Source organism: Streptomyces sp. NPDC045026, from assembly GCF_056432625.1.
The window spans coordinates 278,377-298,423 of record NZ_JBWKIS010000003.1 but is presented as its reverse complement, the minus strand read 5'-3'; the positions used below and the strand labels follow the sequence as shown (position 1 = coordinate 298,423).

Here is a 20,047-nt window from a genome sequence, read left to right as displayed (position 1 = left end):
TGGCTATTCGGGGGTGGCGTCGAGCGCGTGGCCGACGAGGGCCAGGAGGGTCTCGACGACCGAGATGCGCTGCCGCGCGTCCATGATGAGGACAGGGATGTGCGGCGGCACCGTCAGGGCCTCGCGCACGTCGGCGGCGGCGAACTCGTCGGAGCCGTCGAAGTGGTTGACGGCGACGACGTACGGGAGCCCGCAGCTCTCGAAGTAGTCGAGGGCCGGGAAGCAGTCGGACAGCCGACGGGTGTCGGCGAGCACGACCGCGCCGATCGCGCCGCGCACCAGGTCGTCCCACATGAACCAGAAGCGCTGCTGCCCCGGCGTCCCGAAGAGGTAGAGCACCAGGTCGTCGTCGAGGGTGATCCGCCCGAAGTCCATGGCGACCGTGGTCGTGGTCTTGTCGGGGGTGGCGGTGAGGTCGTCGGTCTCCTCGCTCGCCTGGGTCATCAGCGCCTCCGTCTGGAGCGGCTGGATCTCCGAGACGGCGCCGACGAGCGTGGTCTTGCCGACGCCGAAGCCGCCGGCCACCACTATCTTCGTGGCGATCGGGGCGCGGGTGCGGTCCGTCTGCCAGGCCTGGAGCTCTTCCTGGGGCTCGAAGGCGATGGCATCGCGGCCGGCCCCACGGTCGGCATCATGGCCGGCACCACGGCCGGACGACGGCTGGGCAGGTACGAAGGCGGGCGTGACGCCCTCGGTGACGCCTTCAGAGACGACGGAGTCCACTCAGCACCCTTTCAAGCAGTGCGCGGTCCGGCTGGCCCGGGCCGTGGCCGGTTCCGTAAACGCGGATCTTTCCCTGGTCTGCGAGGTCGCTGAGCAGTACGCGGACCACGCCGAGGGGCATCTTCAGGAGCGCGGCGATCTCGGCGACCGTGCGCATGCGGCGGCACAGCTCCACGATCGCGCGCATCTCCGGCATGATCCGCGTGGAGAGCGTGCCCTGGCCTATCTCGAGGCGTTCCTCGGGCGCTTCGAGCGCGGCGACGAACGTCTCGACGAGCAGCACGTGGCCGAAGCGGGTGCGGCCGCCGGTGAGCGAGTAGGGGCGCACCCGGGCCGGCTTGCGGTCGCCGCCCCGGGTGGGAAGTTTCGGGCCGCCGGTACTGAGATTGGTCACGCTGCTGCTGCTCACTTGGCGTTCTCCATCGACTGGCGCAGTTCACTGCGGAGTTCGGGCGTGAGGACGTGCCCGGCACGGCCGACGAAGAGCGCCATGTGGTAGGCGACGACGCTCATGTCGCAGTCCGGGGTGGCGTGCACGCCGAGCAGTGAGCCGTCGCTGATGGACATGACGAAGAGGCTGCCTTCCTCCATCGCGACCATGGTCTGCTTGACGCTGCCGCCGTCCATCAGCTTGGCGGCGCCGATGGTGAGGCTGCCGACGCCGGACACGATCGTGGCCAGGTCGGCGCTGGACCCCTTGGGGCCGCCGCTGTGGTCGGCAGGGCTCTCGCTGTTCCTGCCGGGGTCGGAGGAGAGCAGGAGCAGCCCGTCGGAGGAGACGACCGCGACCGAGAGGAGCCCTGGCACCTCCTCCACCAGATTGGTCAGCAGCCAGTGCAGGTTGCGGGCTTCGGTGCTGAGTCCGAATCCAGGGGTGGACGCACTCGGCGTGCGACTGGGCGCAGTCAACTGCTTGCCTCCTCGACTGTGTCCCCCTTGGGTTCTGCGGTCTGTTCCGTCCCGCCGATCTCGGCCTCGACGTCCCGCCGGCCCTTGTTGGCCCCCTGGTGGAACCCGCCGAGCCTGCGGCGCAGGGCGTCCGCGTCGACGGATCCGGAGCGGGGGGCCGCCGCGGGCGCGGGGGCCGAGATCTTGGGTGTCCGCTTGGGCAGGCCCTTGTCCGTGACGCGCTCCCCCTGGGGGGTGCGGGCCGCGGGGACCACGGGCTCGCCCGCCGCCCCGGGGGCGGGAGGCGTGTCAGCCTTGGGGCGGGTGGGCAGGCCGGGGACGCCGCTGGTCTGTGCGGTGCCCGTCTCGTCGGCGACCCGCTCGTGCGCGGGCTCGTCGTCGAGGTGCAGGGGCTGCGGCGCGGGCGCGGGGGCCGGTACGGGTTCCGGGGCGACGGTGGGTACGGGTTCCGGGTCGACGGCCGGGATCGGCGCGGTCAGCGTCATGGTCGTCTCGGCGGGCGACTCGGCCGGGATCTCGGGCTTCGTGAGCTCCGGTTCGGGTTCCGCCACCGGTACAGGCGCTTCGGCGTCTGTCTCCGCTTCCCGTACGGCGTGCTCCGCCGCGGCGATCAGCGGGTCGTGGCCGTCCTTGGAACGGCCGCCCAGGACATTGGAGTTGGCCTCGGCCTCGGATCCGGGCAGGCGCACGGCGGGCGCGGCGCCCGCCACCGGGACCCGCGGCGGCACGGCGGCCGCGGGGGCCGCCGCGAGCAGCGTCCTGGGCAGCACGATGACGACGGCGATCCCGCCCTGCTTCTGCTCGCGCAGCTGCACCCGCACGCCGTGGCGCGCGGCGAGACGGGCCACGACGTACAGGCCGAGGCCGAGTCCGTCACCGTCCTCGGGGTCGAACATCTCGTCGTCGGCGAAGGCGGCGAGGCGGGCGTTGAGTTCCTTCATCCGCTCGTCGGTCATGCCGATGCCCTCGTCCTGGACGGAGAGCATGACCTCGCCGCTCTCCAGGAGCCAGCCGGACACCTCGACGGAGGCGTCGGGCGGCGAGAACGACGTGGCGTTCTCCAGGACTTCGGCGACGAGGTGGCTGAGGTCGTCGGCGGCGAAGCCGGCGAGGTGCGCGTGCGGCGGGAGCGCGGAGATCCGGACCCGCTCGTAGCGCTCGATCTCGCTGACCGCGGCGCGCACGACGTCGACCAGCGGGACGGCGCCCGGGTTCCCGTGTCCGTGCTCGGCACCGGCGAGGACGAGGAGGTTCTCGCTGTGTCGTCGCATGACCGTGGCGAAGTGGTCGAGCTTGAAGAGGGTCGCGAGGCGCTCGGGGTCCTGCTCGCGCTCCTCCAGGTTCTCGATGACGCCGAGCTGGCGCTCCACGAGGCCGAGGGTGCGCAGGGCGAGGTTCACGAACGTGCCGTGGATGCTGTGCCGGACCCGGTCCAGGTGGGCCGCGGCCGCGGCGAGTTCGGCGCGCAGCTTCTCCCGCTCCTCGGCCATGGTCGTGCGCTGGCCGATCAGGTGCTTGCGGTCGGCCTCCAGCGTGGTGAGGCGCTCGTGGAGGCCGGACGCGTGCGCGTGCAGGGCGTTCACGGACCGTACGACCTGGGCGAACTCGTCGTTGCGGCCGGTGAACTTGACCGGCTCCTCGCTAGCCGGGTCCCCGGCGAGCCGGGCCGAGCCGAGGCGGAGTACCGCGAGCGGCCTGGTCAGCGTGCGGGCCATGGCCATCGAGACACCGACGGCGACGAGCAGGCACAGGCCGGCCAGCGCGATGCGGACCTCGAGCGCGGTGACGTCGTCGTCGCGCAGCAGGGCGAGGTCCTTGGTGCGCCGGTCGTAGAGGGACGACTCGGCGCCGCGCATCAGGTCGATACGGGCGGACAGCGCGGCGTCGACGCTCTTGGGGCTGCTCGCGAGGTCGTCGGCGGACAGCGTGGGCTCGTCCGTGAGGGCGGCGAGGTACTTGTCGGCCTTGGTGACGTCGGGGCCGGTGACCGTCGCGTCGTAGGAGGCGACGGACGCGGCCGGGGCGGCGTCCGCGAAGTCGGCGAGCGCGGCCTGTTCGCGTACCCGGGCCTGCTGGGCGGCGGCGCTCAGGGCGTCGCGCTGCTTGCCGGCGGCGGAGTCCTGGGAGACAACGGTCTTCGGCAGTCCGGTGACCTGGTCGATGACCGTGGACGTCTGGTTGGAGCGGGGCACGGCGAGCGCGGCGAGCAGGAGTCCGCGGGCTGCGGAGGCCTGCTCGACGGCCCGGTCGAGGTCGGCGAAGGCGTGCGCTCCGGAGCCCGCGCGGGGCGGGGTGCTCTCGGCGAGCTGCTCGGCGGTGCGGTGCAGCTCGTCGATCGCGCCGGAGTACGCCTTGTGCGCTTCGAGGGCGCTGCCCTTGCCGGTGAGCGCGGCCCGGCGGACGGCCGCGATACCGGCGAGGTCTCGGCGCAGGGGGGCGGGTGCGTCGGTGCGGAGTTCTTCGAGCTGCCGGTCGACGCGGGCACTGCGGCTCTCGGAGAGCCCCTGCCCCTTGGGCCGCTCGGCGGCGATGAAGGCGGTGACCTCGTCGCGCTCGTCGGCCAGGGAGTGGGAGAGCGTGACGGTCTGCTGGGTCCGCGCCGCGAGGTCGACGAGGTCCTGAGTGTCGCTGACCTGTCCGGACGCCGTCATGAGGGCGGGTGCGGCGGCACCGGCGATCGCCGCGGCGACGACCGCTACGGCGACGATGAGCCGGTTGCGCACGCGCGCGGTCCGTCGTCCCTCAAGGTCGCCTGGGGTGCCCCCCGGGGCCTGCCCGGCGGATCCTCCCGGAACCGTCGTGCGCCCCTCGTCCGCTTCGGAGGCCGCTTGCTTGCCCTTGCGTCGAGGCCGCATCTTCCGCACCGGTGCTCGCATTCCTGACTCGTCTACCCATGGGCCCGGGTGACGATCTGTCAACGCGCGCGCCCCTTGGAATGGCTCCAGACCATTCCAGTGCCGGTGAGCAGTGGTCGCGCATCACCTAGCCAGCCACCCGAAGGAGTGAACATCGAGCGGGAGTTGGGGAGCAAGTCCCGGTGGCATGGGCACGGAGCCCGGACGGAGCGCCGGTTGGACGTCTCTCACAGGCTTTGGCAAGATGCCCCGCCACTCCCCGGCGGACTTGATCATTCCGGTCGAAACCAGGCGCCTGACCTGCCGATGCGGCTCAACTCGCGGCTCAACGGGCCTGTTGTGAAGGCCTCGTGCAGACTGGCGGGATGCGCATCGAACTCACCTCGGAGCCCGGAAACCCCGGCCGACCCAACGAGGACTTCGCCTCGGTGGCCGTTCCCGCCTCCGGACAGGGTGGATCGCTGGTGGTCCTGGACGGGGTCACACCACCCCGAGGCGGGACCGGCTGTCTGCATTCGGTCCCCTGGTTCACGGCCCGGCTCGGCGGCACATTGGGTGAACTGTCCGTTTCACGGCGGGATATGACGTTGACCGCCGTCCTCGCCGAGGCAATCCGCCGCACCGCCGACACCCATCGCGACACCTGTGACCTTTCTCACTCGCGTACACCTCAGGCAACCGTGGTCCTGGCGCGGTGGGACGCGGAGCGGGTCGAGTATCTGGTGCTGTCCGACTCGGTGTTGCTGGTCGAGGACGCGTCCGGCTCGCTCGCGGCGCTGGTGGACGACCGGCTCGACCGCGTGCCGCGCTCCTCCCTCGTCTCGGACGAGGTGGCGGACGCGACCGTGCGCAACAAGGAGGGCGGCTTCTTCACGGCCGCGGCAGATCCGTCGGTCGCGGCCCGCGCGGTCACGGGCGAACTCCCCCGCGCACAGGCGCGCACACTCGTCGCACTGACCGACGGGGCCACGCGCTGGGCCGAGAAGTTCCGCGAGGGCGACTGGGCGGACCTGTTCGCACTCGTACGCAAGGAGGGCACGGAGGCATTGGTCGCACGCGTACGGGCCCTGGAGGACGCGGACGAGCGGGACCGGGCCTTCCTGCGGCGCAGCAAGACCCATGACGACGCCACGGCGGTGTACGTGGAGCTGTGGAGCGCGGCCCGACCCGGCCCGATCCGACCCGATCAGGCCTGATCCGGCCTGATCCGAACGAAAGGCCCTAGCCTTCGGCCCCGGCGTTCAACTGGTGCAGCAGTCGTGCCAGTTCCGCCACCTCGCTGCGGTCCCAGCCGGCGAGCTGGCGTACGTAGGTGGCCCGGCGGGCGTCGCGGACCTGCCGGAAGTTGGCGCGGCCCTCGTCGGTGAGGTGGACGAGCCAGGCGCGGCCGTCGGCGGGGTCGGGCTCGCGCGCGACGAGGCCGAGGTCCTCCAGGGCGCGCAGCTGCCGGCTCATGGTGGCCTTGCCGACGCCGACGTACGCGGCGAGTTCGGTCGCCCGCTGCCGGCCGCACTCCTCCAGGCGCGCGAGAAGTCCGTAGGCGGCGGGCTCCAGGTCCGGGTGGACGGCGCGCGCCATCTCGCCGGAGGACGCGCGGGCTCGCCGGAGGAAGACCGTCAACTCCCTTTCCAGGGACAAGAATTCGTGGTCCACACCACTCTCCGTCGCGTCGAATTCGGCGCCTGGCCGCCCGCCGTTCCCGTCCTCGTGCACGTCAGCACCCATGCCAGGGTTTCCCGTTCCTGAAAGTTTCCGCCATTCACGGCTATTGCCGCAGCTCCGTCAGTATTTCGTAGGAGTAGACCAACGGCAGCATCCAGGCCCCCTTCCCTCTCCGCGGTCTACGTGCGTAGCTTCTTTGGTGACATGTCCACACCAGTGACATGGCCGCAGATCCGACAGATCCCCCCACCGAGCTCACAGAAGCTCAACGAGGCCTTCGGAGGCACGCAATGCCCGTGCACAGATCCGGAACCGTCCGCCGCCCGCGCCTGAGGCGCATCCCGGCGGCCGGAGTCATCCTCGCAGCGCTCTCGCTGCTGTTCACTCTCCCCACCGCGGCCCAGGCTGCAGACGTCCCCGCCCGTGGCTCCGCCACGATGGGCATGGGCGTCGCCGAGCACGACGGTCAGGGCGGTCTGCCCACCGACAACAAGGCGGTCCAGACCGAGGGCGTGGACACCAGCAGCCACAACGGCAACGTGGCCTGGGCGACCCTCTGGAACAGCGGCGTGAAATGGGCCTACGTCAAGGCCACGGAGGGCACCTACTACACGAACCCGTACTTCGCCCAGCAGTACAACGGCTCCTACGACGTCGGCATGATCCGCGGCGCGTACCACTTCGCGACCCCGGACACGACGACCGGCGCCGCCCAGGCCAACTACTTCGTGGACCACGGGGGCGGCTGGTCCCGGGACGGCAGGACCCTGCCGGGCGCGCTCGACATCGAGTGGAACCCGTACGGTGCGGCCTGTTACGGCAAGACCGCGGCCGGGATGGTCAGCTGGATCCGTGACTTCGTGAACCAGTACAAGGCCCGCACCGGCCGCGACGCCGTGATCTACACGGCGACGAGCTGGTGGACCGAGTGCACCGGCAACTCCAGCGCCTTCGGGGCGACCAACCCGCTCTGGATCGCCCGCTACAACACCGACCCGGGCGCGCTCCCGGCCGGCTGGGGCTTCTACACGATGTGGCAGTACACGTCTTCAGGACCGACGGTCGGCGACCACAGCAAGTTCAACGGGGCCTACGACCGGCTGCAGGCGCTGGCCAACGGCTGACAGCTGACGCCTGACGCCTGACGCCCGACAGCAGATGGAAGGCCCGAACCCCGCGAGGGGTCCGGGCCTTCGTCATCCGGCAGCGTCCGTCACGCCGCGACCGGAACCTCCACCGCGGCCGGGGCCAGCGCCAGTTCGAGCACCTGGCGCACGTCCGTCACCGGGTGCACGTCCAGCTTCTCCAGGACCTCGGCGGGGACGTCGTCCAGGTCCGCCTCGTTCCGCTTCGGGATGACGACCGTCGTGAGGCCGGCCCGGTGTGCGGCGAGCAGCTTCTGCTTGACGCCACCGATCGGCAGCACCCGGCCGGTCAGCGACACCTCACCGGTCATCGCCACGTCCGTACGGACCTGGCGCCCGCTCAGCAGCGACGCGAGAGCGGTCGTCATGGTGACACCCGCGCTCGGACCGTCCTTCGGCACCGCGCCCGCCGGGAAGTGGATGTGCACGCCCCGGTCCTTCAGGTCGGCGACGGGCAGTTCCAGTTCGGCGCCGTGCGAGCGCAGGAAGGAGAGCGCGATCTGCGCGGACTCCTTCATCACGTCACCGAGCTGACCGGTCAGGGTGAGGCCGGCCGCGCCCGTCTCCGGGTCGGCGAGGGACGCCTCGACGTAGAGGACGTCGCCGCCCGCTCCGGTGACCGCGAGTCCGGTGGCCACACCCGGCACCGCCGTACGGCGCTCGGCCGGGTCCTGCGCCGCCTCGGGCACGTGGTGCGGACGCCCGATGAGGCTCCGCAGGTCGGTGTCCTCGACGGTGAACGGCAGCTCGCGCTGGCCCAGTTCGTGCTGGGCCGCGACCTTCCGCAGCAGGCGGGCGACGGACCGCTCCAGGTTGCGTACGCCGGCTTCCCGCGTGTACTCCCCGGCGAGCTTGCGCAGCGCGCTCTCGTCGAAGGTGACCTCGTCCTTCTCCAGACCGGCCCGCTCCAGCTGGCGCGGGAGCAGGTGGTCGCGGGCGATGACGACCTTCTCGTCCTCGGTGTAGCCGTCGAGGCGGACCAGCTCCATACGGTCGAGCAGGGCCTCCGGGATGGCTTCCAGGACGTTCGCCGTCGCCAGGAACACGACGTCGCTGAGGTCGAGTTCGACCTCCAGGTAGTGGTCGCGGAACGTGTGGTTCTGCGCCGGGTCGAGGACTTCGAGCAGGGCGGCCGCCGGGTCGCCCCGGAAGTCGGACCCCACCTTGTCGATCTCGTCCAGCAGCACGACCGGGTTCATCGACCCGGCCTCCTTGATCGCCCGCACGATGCGGCCGGGCAGGGCACCCACGTACGTACGCCGGTGTCCGCGGATCTCCGCCTCGTCCCGCACGCCGCCGAGGGCGACGCGGACGAACTTGCGGCCCATGGCGTGCGCCACGGACTCGCCGAGCGAGGTCTTGCCGACGCCGGGCGGGCCGACGAGCGCGAGCACCGCGCCGCCCCTGCGCCCGCCGACGACGCCGAGCCCGCGCTCGGAACGCCGCTTGCGCACGGCGAGGTACTCGGTGATGCGCTCCTTCACGTCCTCCAGGCCGGAGTGCTCGGCGTCCAGGACGCGCTGGGCACCCTGGATGTCGTACTCGTCCTCGGTGCGCTCGTTCCACGGCAGTTCGAGGACGGTGTCGAGCCAGGTGCGGATCCATGAGCCCTCGGGGGACTGGTCGCTGGAGCGCTCCAGCTTCTCGACCTCCTTGAGCGCGGCCTCACGGACCTTCTCCGGAAGGTCGGCGGCCTCGACCCGCGTGCGGTAGTCGTCGGACTCCTCACCCTCCGACTCCCCGTTCAGCTCGCGCAGCTCCTTGCGTACGGCGTCCAGCTGGCGCCGCAGCAGGAACTCGCGCTGCTGCTTGTCGACGCCTTCCTGCACGTCCTTGGCGATGGACTCGGCCACGTCCTGCTCGGCGAGGTGCTCGCGCAGCTGCTCGGTGGCCAGCTTGAGCCGGGCGACCGGGTCGGCCGTCTCCAGGAGCTCCACCTTCTGCGGGGTGCTCAGGAACGGCGAGTAACCGGAGTTGTCGGCGAGCGCGGAGACGTCGTCGATCTGCTGGACGCGGTCCACGACCTGCCAGGCGCCGCGCTTCTTCAGCCAGTTCGTGGCGAGTGCCTTGTATTCGGTGACCAGCTCGGTCACGGAGCCGGGCAGGGGCTCCGGCACGGTCTCCTCGACCGCGAGGCCCTCCACCCACAGGGCGGCGCCGGGGCCGGTCGTGCCCGCGCCGATCCGCACGCGGCTGCGGCCACGGATGAGGGCGCCGGGGTCACCGTCGGCGAGCCGGCCGACCTGCTCGACCGTGCCGAGCACGCCGGTGTTCGCGTACGTGCCGTCGATCCGGGGAACAAGAAGCACCTTCGGCTTGCTGCCGCCCACGGAACCACTGGAACGGGCCGCCGCCTGGGCGGCCTCCACCGCGGCACGTACGTCGTTGTCGTTGAGGTCGAGGGGCACCACCATTCCGGGCAGCACGACCTCGTCGTCGAGCGGCAGCACGGGCAGGGTGAGCGGTGTGGACGTCGATGCCATGATCTCCCCTTAAGCAGTCAAGTTGAGCTATGCAGACTCAATGCACGTGAGTCTCCGAATGTTCCCCCGGCGCTGTTCGCTCTCGGCGATCAACGGAGGGACAGGGGAAAGCCGCAGCTCAGATGGGGTGTGTGACGTGTGCGACCATGGGCCGGCCGAGGGACTGCGTCAGGCCGCGGAGGATCCCGGCGCGCGACGCCACCGGCGCACCAGCGGCCAGGTCCCGATGCCGATGGCCAGCGCCATGAGGTGGCCCCAGCTCGTCATCGGGTCGGTGAACGCGATGAGGTCCTCCACCAGCATTCCGCCGAAGACGGCGAGCACGCTCCAGCGCAGCCAGGGCGTGAGGAGACCGGCGAGCGCGCCGATGCTCGCGGCCACGCCGAAGCTGATGCCGTAGTCGAGGCGGTGCAGCGAGCTCTCGGGCAGGTGCCCGGCCATCACGGACAGCCCGACGGGCACCTCGGTGGCGAGTGTCGCCACGATGTGGCCGAGGACGAAGACACCGGCGGTCCGCCGGCCGCCGATCCGGCGCTCCAGCGCCGTGAGGACGACGAGGAAGCAGATCGCGAACGGGGACGTGATCCCGCCGGCGATCCACAGCGCACTGGCGACCAGCACGAACACGGGCGTGTGCGCGAGGTGCGCCACGTCGGTACTGGAGCCCTGCAGCGCGGACGCGACGACACCGGGGTCGGCGAACAGCGCGAAGAGGGACGTACCCATGAGCACGGCGGCGTAGGCGAAGGTGAACGGCGTCCCCGTGGGCGTGGGCAACAGCCGCCAGGGGCGCATCCGCCGACGCGGAACGACGGGCTCGCGCGAAGTGCGCGAAGTGCGCTCGTCGGTCGCCGCGGGCGCCGCGTCACCGGCCGCCTCCTGAGCCGGGATCGCGTCGAGCAACTGCCGCGAAGGGCCGGGGAGCGCGGGCGGGGAATCCAGCCGGAGCCGGTGGGACTCCCGCACGGGTCGCGAAGTTTCGGGCGGAGTCCCCGAAGGAACACCCGCCCCGTCGGCCTCGACCGTCACGCCACGCTCCACCTGCGGCACCCTTTCCCTTCCGGCCCGCCCCACCTTTCGCCTCCCGCACCCGCGCTGTCCATGACCGGCGTCACGTGCGGCACGATCCACAGGACCCGCACAGGAGCGCCCCCAACTCCGTTTCCAGGGACGGCAGGGCGTCCCACCGGTTACGGCAGGATGGACGCCATGTCCACCTCGTACCCCATCCCGTACGACACCGACCACACCGCCCCCGTCGTCCTCGACCGGCGCGAAGGGCCCTTCGGAGAGGTCGTACTGCGGCGCCACGGCGCGCTGCTCCAGATCATCGCCAACGGATGCTTCCTGATGGACACGTCCGACGGCCGCTCCGAGCGCCTCCTGGTCGACGCGGCGCTCGACGCCCTCGACGACCGCCCGGCGCCAGGAATTCTCATCGGCGGACTCGGCGTGGGATTCTCCCTCACGCACGCGGCTGCGAATTCCCGCTGGGGCCGCATCGCCGTCGTGGAGCGCGAGCCCGCGATCGTCGGCTGGCATCGCGAGGGCCCGCTGTCCGAACTGTCACGGTCCGCTCTCGCCGATCCGCGCACGGAGATTGTGGAGGCGGACCTTGTCTCGTACGTCCAGGAATCGACCGAGAAGTACGACGCGCTGTGCCTCGATATCGACAACGGACCCGACTGGACCGTGACGGAGGGTAACGACAACCTCTACTCACCGGTAGGTCTCGCGGCCTGCCGGGCCCGGCTCACCCCGGGCGGCGTGCTCGCCGTGTGGTCCGCACAGCCCTCCGCAAATTTTGAAGGAACCTTGCGGAATGCCGGATTCCAGTCGGTCCGCACCGAAGAGATCCCGGTTGTCCGGGGCGTTCCGGACGTCGTACATCTCGGGGTCAGGCCTGCGTAGCCGACTCGCGGTAACTCCCCGTACGCTGACTGCCGAAACCCAGATCATTCAAGCGTCAAGCGCACACGGATGTGCGCATTCAGGGGCGGGGCGATGGAGCAGACACACACCTCCCACAACGGCAGCACGGCGACGCCGGGTGCCCAGCGACGGGTCCTGGTGGTCGAGGACGACCCCACGATCGTCGATGCCATCGCCGCACGGCTGCGTGCCGAGGGATTCCTCGTGCAAACGGCACAGGACGGTCCGGCGGCGGTCGACACGGCCGAGGCATGGCAGCCGGACCTGCTGATCCTCGACATCATGCTGCCCGGCTTCGACGGGCTCGAGGTCTGCCGCCGTGTGCAGGCGCAGCGGCCGGTGCCGGTGATGATGCTCACGGCGCGCGACGACGAGACGGACATGCTCGTCGGGCTCGGCGTGGGTGCCGACGACTACATGACGAAGCCCTTCTCGATGCGGGAGCTCGCGGCGCGCGTGCACGTCCTGCTGCGCAGGGTCGAGCGCGCGGCGCTCGCGGCGGCCACGCCCAGGAGCGGCATCCTGCGCCTCGGCGAGCTGGAGATCGACCACGCACAGCGCCGCGTGCGGGTGCGCTCCGAGGACGTCCACCTGACGCCCACGGAGTTCGACCTCCTGGTCTGCCTGGCCAACACGCCCCGCGCGGTCCTCTCCCGCGAGCAGCTGCTCGCCGAGGTGTGGGACTGGGCGGACGCGTCGGGCACCCGGACCGTCGACAGCCACATCAAGGCGCTGCGCCGGAAGATCGGCGCCGAGCGGATCCGCACCGTCCACGGTGTGGGCTACGCGCTGGAGACGCCGACGCCATGACCGGCAGCGGCGACGCATCCGACGTACGGGACCCGGACGGGTACCAGCCGGTGGCGCCGGGCCTCGCGCCCGGCGCTCCCCCGGCCGCCCGGCCCCTCGCGGGCCACTGGGTGCAGGACGGTCTGCGGCCGTTCTCCATCAAGACCAAGCTCGGCACGCTGGTCGTCGTCTCGGTGTTCATCACGACCGGACTGCTGATGGTCGCCGTCCGCACCCAGACCGAGCTCCGCTTCATCACGGTCTTCTCGGTCATCGCGACGCTCCTCATCACCCAGTTCGTGGCGCACTCGCTGACCGCCCCGCTCGACGAGATGAACACGGTCGCCCGCGCCATCTCGCACGGCGACTACACGCGCCGGGTCCGCGGCGCGGACCGGCGCGACGAGCTCGGCGACCTGGCCGCGACGATCAATCGCATGGCCGACGACCTGGAGGCCCAGGACCAGCAGCGCAAGGAGCTCGTGGCGAACGTCTCGCACGAGCTGCGCACCCCGATCGCGGGCCTGCGCGCCGTCCTGGAGAACGTCGTGGACGGGGTCTCGGCCGCCGACCCCGAGACCATGCGCACCGCCCTGAAACAGACCGAGCGCCTCGGCCGGCTGGTCGAGACACTGCTCGACCTCTCGCGGCTCGACAACGGCGTGGTCCCGCTCAAGGCCCGCCGCTTCGAGGTGTGGCCCTATCTGTCGGGCGTCCTGAAGGAGGCCAACATGGTCGCCTCGCAGCGCGCCGGCATCGCCTCGGGCTCCGGCACCCATACGCGTACGGACGTGCATCTGCACCTGGACGTGTCCCCGCCCGAGCTGACCGCGCACGCGGACCCCGAGCGGATCCACCAGGTGGTGGCCAACCTCATCGACAACGCCGTGAAACACAGCCCGCCGCACGGCCGCGTGACCGTGCTCGCGCGGCGCGGTCTCTACCCGGAGTCGCTCGATCTGGAGGTCCTCGACGAGGGCCCCGGAATCCCCCGGTCCGAGTGGCACCGCGTCTTCGAGCGCTTCAACCGGGGCGGCCACGTGAAGGGCGCCGCGCACGGCCCCGGCAGCGACGGCGGCACCGGTCTCGGCCTCGCCATCGCCCGGTGGGCCGTGGACCTGCACGGCGGCCGGATCGGCGTGGCCGAATCGGAGCGCGGCTGCCGGATCCAGGTCACTCTTCCAGGCCTGCCGCGGGCTCAAAGTTGACGTAGGGTTCGAACCGGAAGCACAAGATCGCTGTGTCATTCGTCATGGGGTGCGGGCCGAGGGGTCGCACTCGTACAACGACGTACCCAAGGTGAACCGGAACCCCGCTTGTTTCCCGCCATTTCCAGCGTCGAAACACGGATTCCGGTGTGACTTACGCGACGGATGACCGGCCCGGTCTGCAAGTCCCGGTGTTGGAGGCGTAGCCTTTATTCCCGCTGTCCATCACCTTGTGAGAAGCGGAAGAGGGCGGTTACCGCCGTGTCGCCACAGTCCCCCAGTAACTCGAGCACCTCGACCGACCAAGAGGGGCAGGGCAAGAGCCCTGCAGCCGCTTTCGGTCCCAATGAGTGGCTCGTCGACGAGATCTATCAGCAGTACCTCCAGGACCCGAATTCGGTAGACCGAGCCTGGTGGGACTTCTTCGCCGACTACAAGCCGGGTGCCCCGGCCCAGCCGACGACCGGAGCCCCCGCACAGGGTTCCGGTCCCGCCGGCACCGCCGGTACCGCAGCCGCGGGGGCTGCGGGCACTGCCGCGGCGCCCGCCGCTCCGGCAGCCCCGGTCGCACCGCCGGCCGCGGCCGCCCCGGCCGCTCCGGCAGCCCCGGTGGCCAAGCCCGCCGCCGCGGCGCCCGCGAAGCCGGCCGCCGCCGCAGTGAAGGCCCCGGCTCCCGCCAAGGCGCAGCCCGCGACCGAGGCCGCTGCCGGCCCCGAGTTCGTGACGCTGCGCGGCCCGAGCGCCGCCGTCGCGAAGAACATGAACGCCTCCATCGAGGTCCCCACGGCGACGTCCGTGCGCGCGGTCCCGGTGAAGCTGCTGTTCGACAACCGCATCGTCATCAACAACCACCTGAAGCGCGCCCGGGGCGGGAAGATCTCCTTCACCCACCTCATCGGCTACGCGATGGTGCAGGCCATCAAGGCCATGCCGTCGATGAACTACTCCTTCGCGGAGAAGGACGGCAAGCCGACGCTGGTCAAGCCGGAGCACATCAACTTCGGCCTCGCCATCGACCTGGTGAAGCCCAACGGCGACCGCCAGCTGGTCGTCGCGGGCATCAAGAAGGCCGAGACGCTGAACTTCTTCGAGTTCTGGCAGGCCTACGAGGACATCGTCCGCCGCGCCCGCGACGGCAAGCTCGGCATGGACGACTTCACCGGCGTCACGGTCTCGCTGACCAACCCCGGCGGCCTCGGCACCGTCCACTCCGTGCCGCGCCTGATGCCCGGACAGTCGGTCATCATGGGCGTCGGCTCGATGGACTACCCGGCGGAGTTCCAGGGCACGTCCCAGGACACCCTGAACAAGCTCGGCATCTCGAAGGTCATGACGCTCACGTCGACCTACGACCACCGGGTCATCCAGGGCGCCGCCTCCGGCGAGTTCCTGCGCGTCGTGGCGAACTTCCTCCTCGGTGAGGGCGAGTTCTACGACGAGATCTTCAAGGCGCTGCGCATCCCCTACGAGCCGGTCCGCTGGTTCAAGGACATCGACGCCTCGCACGACGACGACGTCACGAAGGCCGCCCGCGTCTTCGAGCTGATCCACTCCTTCCGGGTCCGCGGCCACGTCATGGCCGACACCGACCCGCTGGAGTACCGCCAGCGCAAGCACCCCGACCTGGACATCGCCGAGCACGGCCTCACCCTGTGGGACCTGGAGCGCGAGTTCGCGGTCGGCGGCTTCGCCGGCAAGTCGATGATGAAGCTGCGCGACATCCTCGGCGTGCTGCGTGACTCGTACTGCCGCACCACCGGCATCGAGTACATGCACATCCAGGACCCGAAGCAGCGCAAGTGGCTGCAGGACCGCGTCGAGCGCCCGCACACCAAGCCGGAGCGCGAGGAGCAGCTGCGCATCCTGCGCCGGCTGAACGCCGCGGAGGCGTTCGAGACGTTCCTGCAGACGAAGTACGTCGGCCAGAAGCGCTTCTCCCTGGAGGGCGGCGAGTCCGTCATCCCGCTGCTCGACGCGGTCATCGACTCCGCCGCCGAGTCGCGCCTGGACGAGGTCGTCATCGGCATGGCCCACCGCGGCCGCCTGAACGTCCTGGCGAACATCGTCGGCAAGTCGTACGCGCAGATCTTCCGCGAGTTCGAGGGCAACCTCGACCCGAAGTCGATGCACGGCTCCGGCGACGTGAAGTACCACCTGGGCGCCGAGGGCACCTTCACCGGCCTGGACGGCGAGCAGATCAAGGTCTCGCTCGCGGCGAACCCGTCCCACCTGGAGACGGTCGACCCGGTCATCGAGGGCATCGTCCGCGCCAAGCAGGACATCATCAACAAGGGCGGCACGGACTTCACGGTCCTGCCGGTCGCCCTGCACGGTGACGCGGCCTTCGCGGGCCAGGGTGTGGTCGCCGAGACGCTCAACATGTCGCAGCTGCGCGGCTACCGCACGGGCGGCACGGTCCACATCGTCATCAACAACCAGGTCGGCTTCACCGCCGCCCCGGAGTCCTCGCGCTCCTCCATGTACGCCACGGACGTGGCCCGCATGATCGAGGCGCCGATCTTCCACGTGAACGGCGACGACCCCGAGGCCGTCGTCCGCGTTGCCCGACTGGCCTTCGAGTTCCGCCAGGCGTTCAACAAGGACGTCGTCATCGACCTGATCTGCTACCGCCGCCGCGGTCACAACGAGTCGGACAACCCGGCGTTCACGCAGCCGCTGATGTACGACCTGATCGACAAGAAGCGCTCGGTGCGCAAGCTGTACACCGAGTCCCTCATCGGCCGTGGCGACATCACGCTCGAAGAGGCCGAGCAGGCGCTGCAGGACTTCCAGGGTCAGCTGGAGAAGGTGTTCGCCGAGGTCCGCGAGGCCACCTCGCTCCCGGCCCCGGCCCCGGCTCACGACCCGCAGGCCGAGTTCCCGGTCGCCGTCAGCACCGCGATCTCCCAGGAGACCGTGAAGCGGATCGCCGAGTCGCAGGTCAACATCCCCGACCGCGTCACCGTCCACCCGCGTCTGCTGCCGCAGCTGCAGCGCCGCGCGGCGATGGTCGAGGACGGCACGATCGACTGGGGCATGGGCGAGACGCTCGCCATCGGCTCCCTGCTCCTGGAGGGCACCCCGGTGCGCCTCTCGGGCCAGGACTCGCGCCGCGGCACGTTCGGCCAGCGCCACGCGGTCCTGATCGACCGTGAGACGGGCGAGGACTTCACCCCGCTGCTGTACCTCTCGGACGACCAGGCGCGTTACAACGTCTACGACTCCCTGCTCTCCGAGTACGCGGTCATGGGCTTCGAGTACGGCTACTCGCTGGCCCGTCCCGAGTCGCTCGTGATGTGGGAGGCGCAGTTCGGCGACTTCGTCAACGGCGCGCAGACGGTGGTGGACGAGTACATCTCGGCCGCCGAGCAGAAGTGGGGCCAGACCTCCGGCGTCACGCTGCTCCTGCCGCACGGCTACGAGGGCCAGGGCCCGGACCACTCGTCCGCCCGCCCGGAGCGCTTCCTCCAGCTGTGCGCGCAGAACAACATGACGGTCGCCATGCCGACGCTCCCGTCGAACTACTTCCACCTCCTGCGGTGGCAGGTGCACAACCCGCACCACAAGCCGCTGGTGGTCTTCACGCCGAAGTCGATGCTGCGCCTCAAGGCCGCCGCGTCGAAGGCGGAGGAGTTCACGACGGGCGGCTTCCGTCCCGTCATCGGCGACAGCTCGGTGGACCCGGCCGCGGTCCGCAAGGTCGTCTTCTGCGCGGGCAAGGTCTACTACGACCTCGAGGCCGAGCGTCAGAAGCGCGGCGTGACGGACACGGCGATCATCCGCATCGAGCGCCTGTACCCGCTACCGGGTGCGGAGCTCCAGGCGGAGATCTCCAAGTACCCGAACGCGGAGAAGTACCTGTGGGCGCAGGAGGAGCCGGCGAACCAGGGCGCGTGGCCCTTCATCGCCCTCAACCTGATCGACCACCTGGACCTGGCGGTCGGCGCCGACGTCCCGCACGGTGAGCGTCTGCGCCGCATCTCGCGGCCGCACGGCTCGTCCCCGGCGGTCGGCTCGGCGAAGCGTCACCAGGCGGAGCAGGAGCAGCTGGTGCGCGAGGTCTTCGAGGCCTGAGCAGCCTGACCTCGTACGTACGATTGTGGGGCCCGGAACATCGTTCCGGGCCCCACGTCCGTATCACCCCAGGAGCGACTGGCCCATGTACTTCACCGACCGCGGCATCGAGGAACTGGAGAAGCGGCGCGGCGAGGAGGAGGTCACCTTCGAGTGGCTCGCCGAGCAGCTGCGCACGTTCGTCGATCTGAACCCGGACTTCGAGGTGCCGGTCGAGCGGCTGGCGACCTGGCTGGCGCGGCTCGACGACGACGAGGACGACGAGTAGGCGCCGGGTAGGCCCCGACCGAGCAGGCGCCGGGCAGGCCTCAGTCCCAGGCTCTCAGCCGGTCGTAGGCGAGGGCGAGCGCGCCGTGCACGACGAGCAGGGCGCCCGCGGCCACCCGGCCTGCGCCTCGCCGCCGCAGGCCCCACACGGTGAGCGGGATGCCCACGGCGAGCTGGACCGCCGCCGCTGTGCGCGCCTTGGGTGCGTGCAGCCAGGGCCCGATGGCGCTGCGCTCGACGACGTCGAGTTCCGCGCGTACGGCGTCCCGCCAGCCCGACCACACGAGGTACTCGGCGCCGGGCTGCACGCGCGCGACCGCGCGCAGCCGGTCGGCGGGTTCGCCGGGGGTCAGGCCGGCGGGGAGCGTCAGCCCCGCGCGCGTGAGGACCGCGAGCAGGCCGAGCAGGCGGGCGCGGGCGTCCGCCCCGCTGTCGGGCCGGGTGAGGGCCTCCAGGGACTGCATGTCGAGGACGGGGTCGAGGCCGAGGCGCGCGGCGAACGTGCGCATGGCCTCGTCCTCGCCGACGGGCGTGCCGTTCGCCAGCCATACGTAACCGACCGGGCGGCGGAAGCCGGAGGCGAGCGTGTAGCCGCCGTGTTCGGCGTCCCACCACAGGGCGAGCACCGGCCAGGGAGCGCCGACGGCGAGGGCCGCGGCCCAGCCGGCGAGAACGCTGTCGACCGGTTCGCCGCCGTGCAGCCAGGGCTTGCCCTCGGGGACCAGGACGCTCCAGCCGGGTCCCGCCTGGGCGAGGAGCATGCGTTCGCGCAGCAGCTGGGCGGCGGGGCCGACGGTTGCGGGGTCGGCGCGGCAGAGCAGCAGCGCTCCTGCGGCCCTGGCCTGCGGGGCGGGGATGCCGGCGGAGTCGGCGGTGGCGTCGGACGGCATGGATCCAACGCTAGGTCAGTTTGTGCGGTTCGGCCCATGAACGACCCATACATAGGGATCTCGTACATAGGGATCTCGTACGACGGAACACAGTCGCGACTGTCTTGACTTTCCGTATCCACGATATATCGTGTCTCAGGAGGGTGCGGTACAACGCGTTCGCTCCCGAACCGTCCCGCTGAGGAGGTCGCACCATGCGCGAGTGGTCCGTGGCAGAGCCCCACAAGCTCGGCTTCGAGGAGCCCGTGACGACGCTCCACGTACGCATCGTCAACGGAACGGTGAACGTCGTGGGCACCGACGAAGGTTCCGCCCGCCTCGAGGTCTCCGAGATCGAGGGCCCCCCGCTCCAGGTGACCCTGGAGGACGGCGTGCTGACCGTCGCGTACGACGACCTGCCCTGGAAGGGCTTCCTCAAGTGGCTCGACCCCAAGGGCTGGCGCCGCAGCGCGGTCGTATCCCTGGCGGTCCCGGCCGGCACCGCAGTCGAGGTCGGAGTCGTCGGCGCGGGCGCGGTCGTGTCCGGGATACAGGGGCGCACGGAGGTCAAGGGGGTCACCGGTGACACGACGCTGGTCGGTGTCGCGGGCGACGTGCGCACGGACACCGTGTCCGGGAATGTCGAGGCCCAGGCGGTCACGGGCGAGCTGCGCTTCCACTCGGTCTCCGGAGACCTGACGGTCGTCGAGGGCGCGGGCCCCTCCGTGCGGGCCGAGTCGGTGAGCGGCTCGATGATCGTGGATCTCGACCCGGCCGACCGGGCGACGGATGTGAATCTGACGAGCGTCTCGGGCGAGATCGCGATCCGTCTCCCGCACCCCGCGGACGCGGAGGTCGAGGCGAACACGGCGAGCGGATCGGTGTCGAACGCCTTCGAGGATCTGCGGGTCGGCGGCCACTGGGGCGCCAAGAGCATCACGGGCAGGCTCGGTACGGGCCGGGGAAAGCTCAAGGCGACGACGGTCTCCGGATCGATTGCGCTCCTGCGGCGGCCTCCGGCGGAGGACTACGCGCAGACTCCCGCCGGGCGCTCCCCCGCCGAGGACTCCCCCATCGACGCCGCCACCGACGCCGCCACCGGCGGCCCGGCCGACAAGAAGGTGCTCTGAC

The 20,047-nt window shown here is 70.9% G+C and carries 16 protein-coding genes; 8 read left to right on the top strand and 8 right to left on the bottom strand.

The window, feature by feature from the left end:
• Positions 1–3: 3 nt before the first annotated feature.
• From AC07EJ_RS08745 to AC07EJ_RS08730, 4 genes are read right to left on the bottom strand one after another with little or no spacing between them, the layout of a single operon-like run.
• Complete coding sequence (locus tag AC07EJ_RS08745) at positions 4–723, bottom strand: GTP-binding protein (RefSeq protein WP_389478142.1); 720 nt, start codon at positions 721–723, stop codon at positions 4–6.
• A complete protein-coding gene (locus AC07EJ_RS08740; RefSeq protein ID WP_329570357.1) occupies positions 704–1,132 on the bottom strand; it encodes a DUF742 domain-containing protein in 429 nt (142 codons plus the stop codon). The genes AC07EJ_RS08745 and AC07EJ_RS08740 overlap by 20 nt, the downstream gene beginning before the upstream one ends.
• Positions 1,129–1,632, bottom strand: coding sequence for a roadblock/LC7 domain-containing protein (locus tag AC07EJ_RS08735; protein WP_393582436.1), 504 nt, complete (start codon positions 1,630–1,632; stop codon positions 1,129–1,131). Before AC07EJ_RS08735 ends, AC07EJ_RS08740 begins: the two co-directional genes overlap by 4 nt.
• Positions 1,629–4,508 carry a sensor histidine kinase gene (locus tag AC07EJ_RS08730; RefSeq protein WP_389478138.1) on the bottom strand — a complete coding sequence of 960 codons (2,880 nt, stop codon included), beginning with the start codon at positions 4,506–4,508 and terminating at the stop codon, positions 1,629–1,631. The genes AC07EJ_RS08735 and AC07EJ_RS08730 overlap by 4 nt, the downstream gene beginning before the upstream one ends.
• Before the next feature lie 344 nt (positions 4,509–4,852).
• Here AC07EJ_RS08730 and AC07EJ_RS08725 point away from each other — a divergent pair, with 344 nt between their 5' ends.
• The gene (locus AC07EJ_RS08725) at positions 4,853–5,683 is read left to right on the top strand and encodes a protein phosphatase 2C domain-containing protein (RefSeq protein WP_478883984.1); all 831 of its coding nucleotides are present in this window, start codon (positions 4,853–4,855) and stop codon (positions 5,681–5,683) included.
• 25 nt (positions 5,684–5,708) lie between these two features.
• Here AC07EJ_RS08725 and AC07EJ_RS08720 read toward each other — a convergent pair whose 3' ends face one another.
• Positions 5,709–6,212 (bottom strand): MarR family winged helix-turn-helix transcriptional regulator, encoded by a 504-nt coding sequence (locus tag AC07EJ_RS08720; RefSeq protein WP_389478134.1) that lies wholly within the window; start codon positions 6,210–6,212, stop codon positions 5,709–5,711.
• A gap of 227 nt (positions 6,213–6,439) precedes the next feature.
• Here AC07EJ_RS08720 and AC07EJ_RS08715 point away from each other — a divergent pair, with 227 nt between their 5' ends.
• The gene (locus AC07EJ_RS08715; RefSeq protein ID WP_389478133.1) at positions 6,440–7,273 is read left to right on the top strand and encodes a lysozyme; all 834 of its coding nucleotides are present in this window, start codon (positions 6,440–6,442) and stop codon (positions 7,271–7,273) included.
• Positions 7,274–7,362: 89 nt separating this feature from the next.
• On the opposite strand, the gene lon is transcribed toward AC07EJ_RS08715, so the two are convergent.
• Positions 7,363–9,777 carry an endopeptidase La gene (gene lon / locus AC07EJ_RS08710; RefSeq protein WP_389478131.1) on the bottom strand — a complete coding sequence of 805 codons (2,415 nt, stop codon included), beginning with the start codon at positions 9,775–9,777 and terminating at the stop codon, positions 7,363–7,365.
• A gap of 168 nt (positions 9,778–9,945) precedes the next feature.
• Positions 9,946–10,743, bottom strand: coding sequence for a rhomboid-like protein (locus AC07EJ_RS08705; protein ID WP_389478130.1), 798 nt, complete (start codon positions 10,741–10,743; stop codon positions 9,946–9,948).
• A gap of 243 nt (positions 10,744–10,986) precedes the next feature.
• Between AC07EJ_RS08705 and AC07EJ_RS08700 the strand changes: the two genes are divergently transcribed.
• The 5 genes from AC07EJ_RS08700 to AC07EJ_RS08680 all read left to right on the top strand — a co-directional run bounded on the left by AC07EJ_RS08700 (position 10,987) and on the right by AC07EJ_RS08680 (position 18,048).
• The gene (locus AC07EJ_RS08700; protein WP_389478129.1) at positions 10,987–11,688 is read left to right on the top strand and encodes a spermidine synthase family protein; all 702 of its coding nucleotides are present in this window, start codon (positions 10,987–10,989) and stop codon (positions 11,686–11,688) included.
• Positions 11,689–11,781: 93 nt separating this feature from the next.
• On the top strand, positions 11,782–12,519 hold the full coding sequence (locus AC07EJ_RS08695) for a response regulator transcription factor (protein ID WP_116510033.1): 738 nt from the start codon (positions 11,782–11,784) through the stop codon (positions 12,517–12,519).
• 122 nt (positions 12,520–12,641) lie between these two features.
• The gene (locus AC07EJ_RS08690) at positions 12,642–13,706 is read left to right on the top strand and encodes a HAMP domain-containing sensor histidine kinase (protein WP_389478383.1); all 1,065 of its coding nucleotides are present in this window, start codon (positions 12,642–12,644) and stop codon (positions 13,704–13,706) included.
• Positions 13,707–13,967: 261 nt separating this feature from the next.
• Entirely contained in the window at positions 13,968–17,780 is a 3,813-nt protein-coding gene (locus AC07EJ_RS08685; protein WP_478883983.1) for a multifunctional oxoglutarate decarboxylase/oxoglutarate dehydrogenase thiamine pyrophosphate-binding subunit/dihydrolipoyllysine-residue succinyltransferase subunit, read from the top strand.
• An 85-nt stretch (positions 17,781–17,865) separates the two neighbouring features.
• Positions 17,866–18,048: a DUF6104 family protein gene (locus AC07EJ_RS08680; RefSeq protein ID WP_019058231.1), complete on the top strand. Its 183-nt coding sequence runs from the start codon at positions 17,866–17,868 to the stop codon at positions 18,046–18,048.
• Between the two features lie 40 nt (positions 18,049–18,088).
• Here AC07EJ_RS08680 and AC07EJ_RS08675 read toward each other — a convergent pair whose 3' ends face one another.
• On the bottom strand, positions 18,089–18,937 hold the full coding sequence (locus AC07EJ_RS08675; protein WP_393582426.1) for a hypothetical protein: 849 nt from the start codon (positions 18,935–18,937) through the stop codon (positions 18,089–18,091).
• Between the two features lie 194 nt (positions 18,938–19,131).
• Here AC07EJ_RS08675 and AC07EJ_RS08670 point away from each other — a divergent pair, with 194 nt between their 5' ends.
• Entirely contained in the window at positions 19,132–20,046 is a 915-nt protein-coding gene (locus AC07EJ_RS08670) for a DUF4097 family beta strand repeat-containing protein (protein ID WP_389478124.1), read from the top strand.
• Position 20,047 lies beyond the last annotated feature (1 nt).

Bases quoted from the DNA above. Each gene is read 5' to 3' on its own strand.
- AC07EJ_RS08675 (WP_393582426.1), bottom strand. From the start codon at position 18,937: ATGCCGTCCGACGCCACCGCCGACTCCGCCGGCATCCCCGCCCCGCAG.
- AC07EJ_RS08680 (WP_019058231.1), top strand. From the start codon at position 17,866: ATGTACTTCACCGACCGCGGCATCGAGGAACTGGAGAAGCGGCGCGGC.
- AC07EJ_RS08715 (WP_389478133.1), top strand. From the start codon at position 6,440: ATGCCCGTGCACAGATCCGGAACCGTCCGCCGCCCGCGCCTGAGGCGC.
- AC07EJ_RS08725 (WP_478883984.1), top strand. From the start codon at position 4,853: ATGCGCATCGAACTCACCTCGGAGCCCGGAAACCCCGGCCGACCCAAC.
- AC07EJ_RS08730 (WP_389478138.1), bottom strand. From the start codon at position 4,508: ATGCGAGCACCGGTGCGGAAGATGCGGCCTCGACGCAAGGGCAAGCAA.
- AC07EJ_RS08670 (WP_389478124.1), top strand. From the start codon at position 19,132: ATGCGCGAGTGGTCCGTGGCAGAGCCCCACAAGCTCGGCTTCGAGGAG.
- AC07EJ_RS08720 (WP_389478134.1), bottom strand. From the start codon at position 6,212: ATGGGTGCTGACGTGCACGAGGACGGGAACGGCGGGCGGCCAGGCGCC.
- AC07EJ_RS08695 (WP_116510033.1), top strand. From the start codon at position 11,782: ATGGAGCAGACACACACCTCCCACAACGGCAGCACGGCGACGCCGGGT.
- lon (WP_389478131.1), bottom strand. From the start codon at position 9,777: ATGGCATCGACGTCCACACCGCTCACCCTGCCCGTGCTGCCGCTCGAC.
- AC07EJ_RS08700 (WP_389478129.1), top strand. From the start codon at position 10,987: ATGTCCACCTCGTACCCCATCCCGTACGACACCGACCACACCGCCCCC.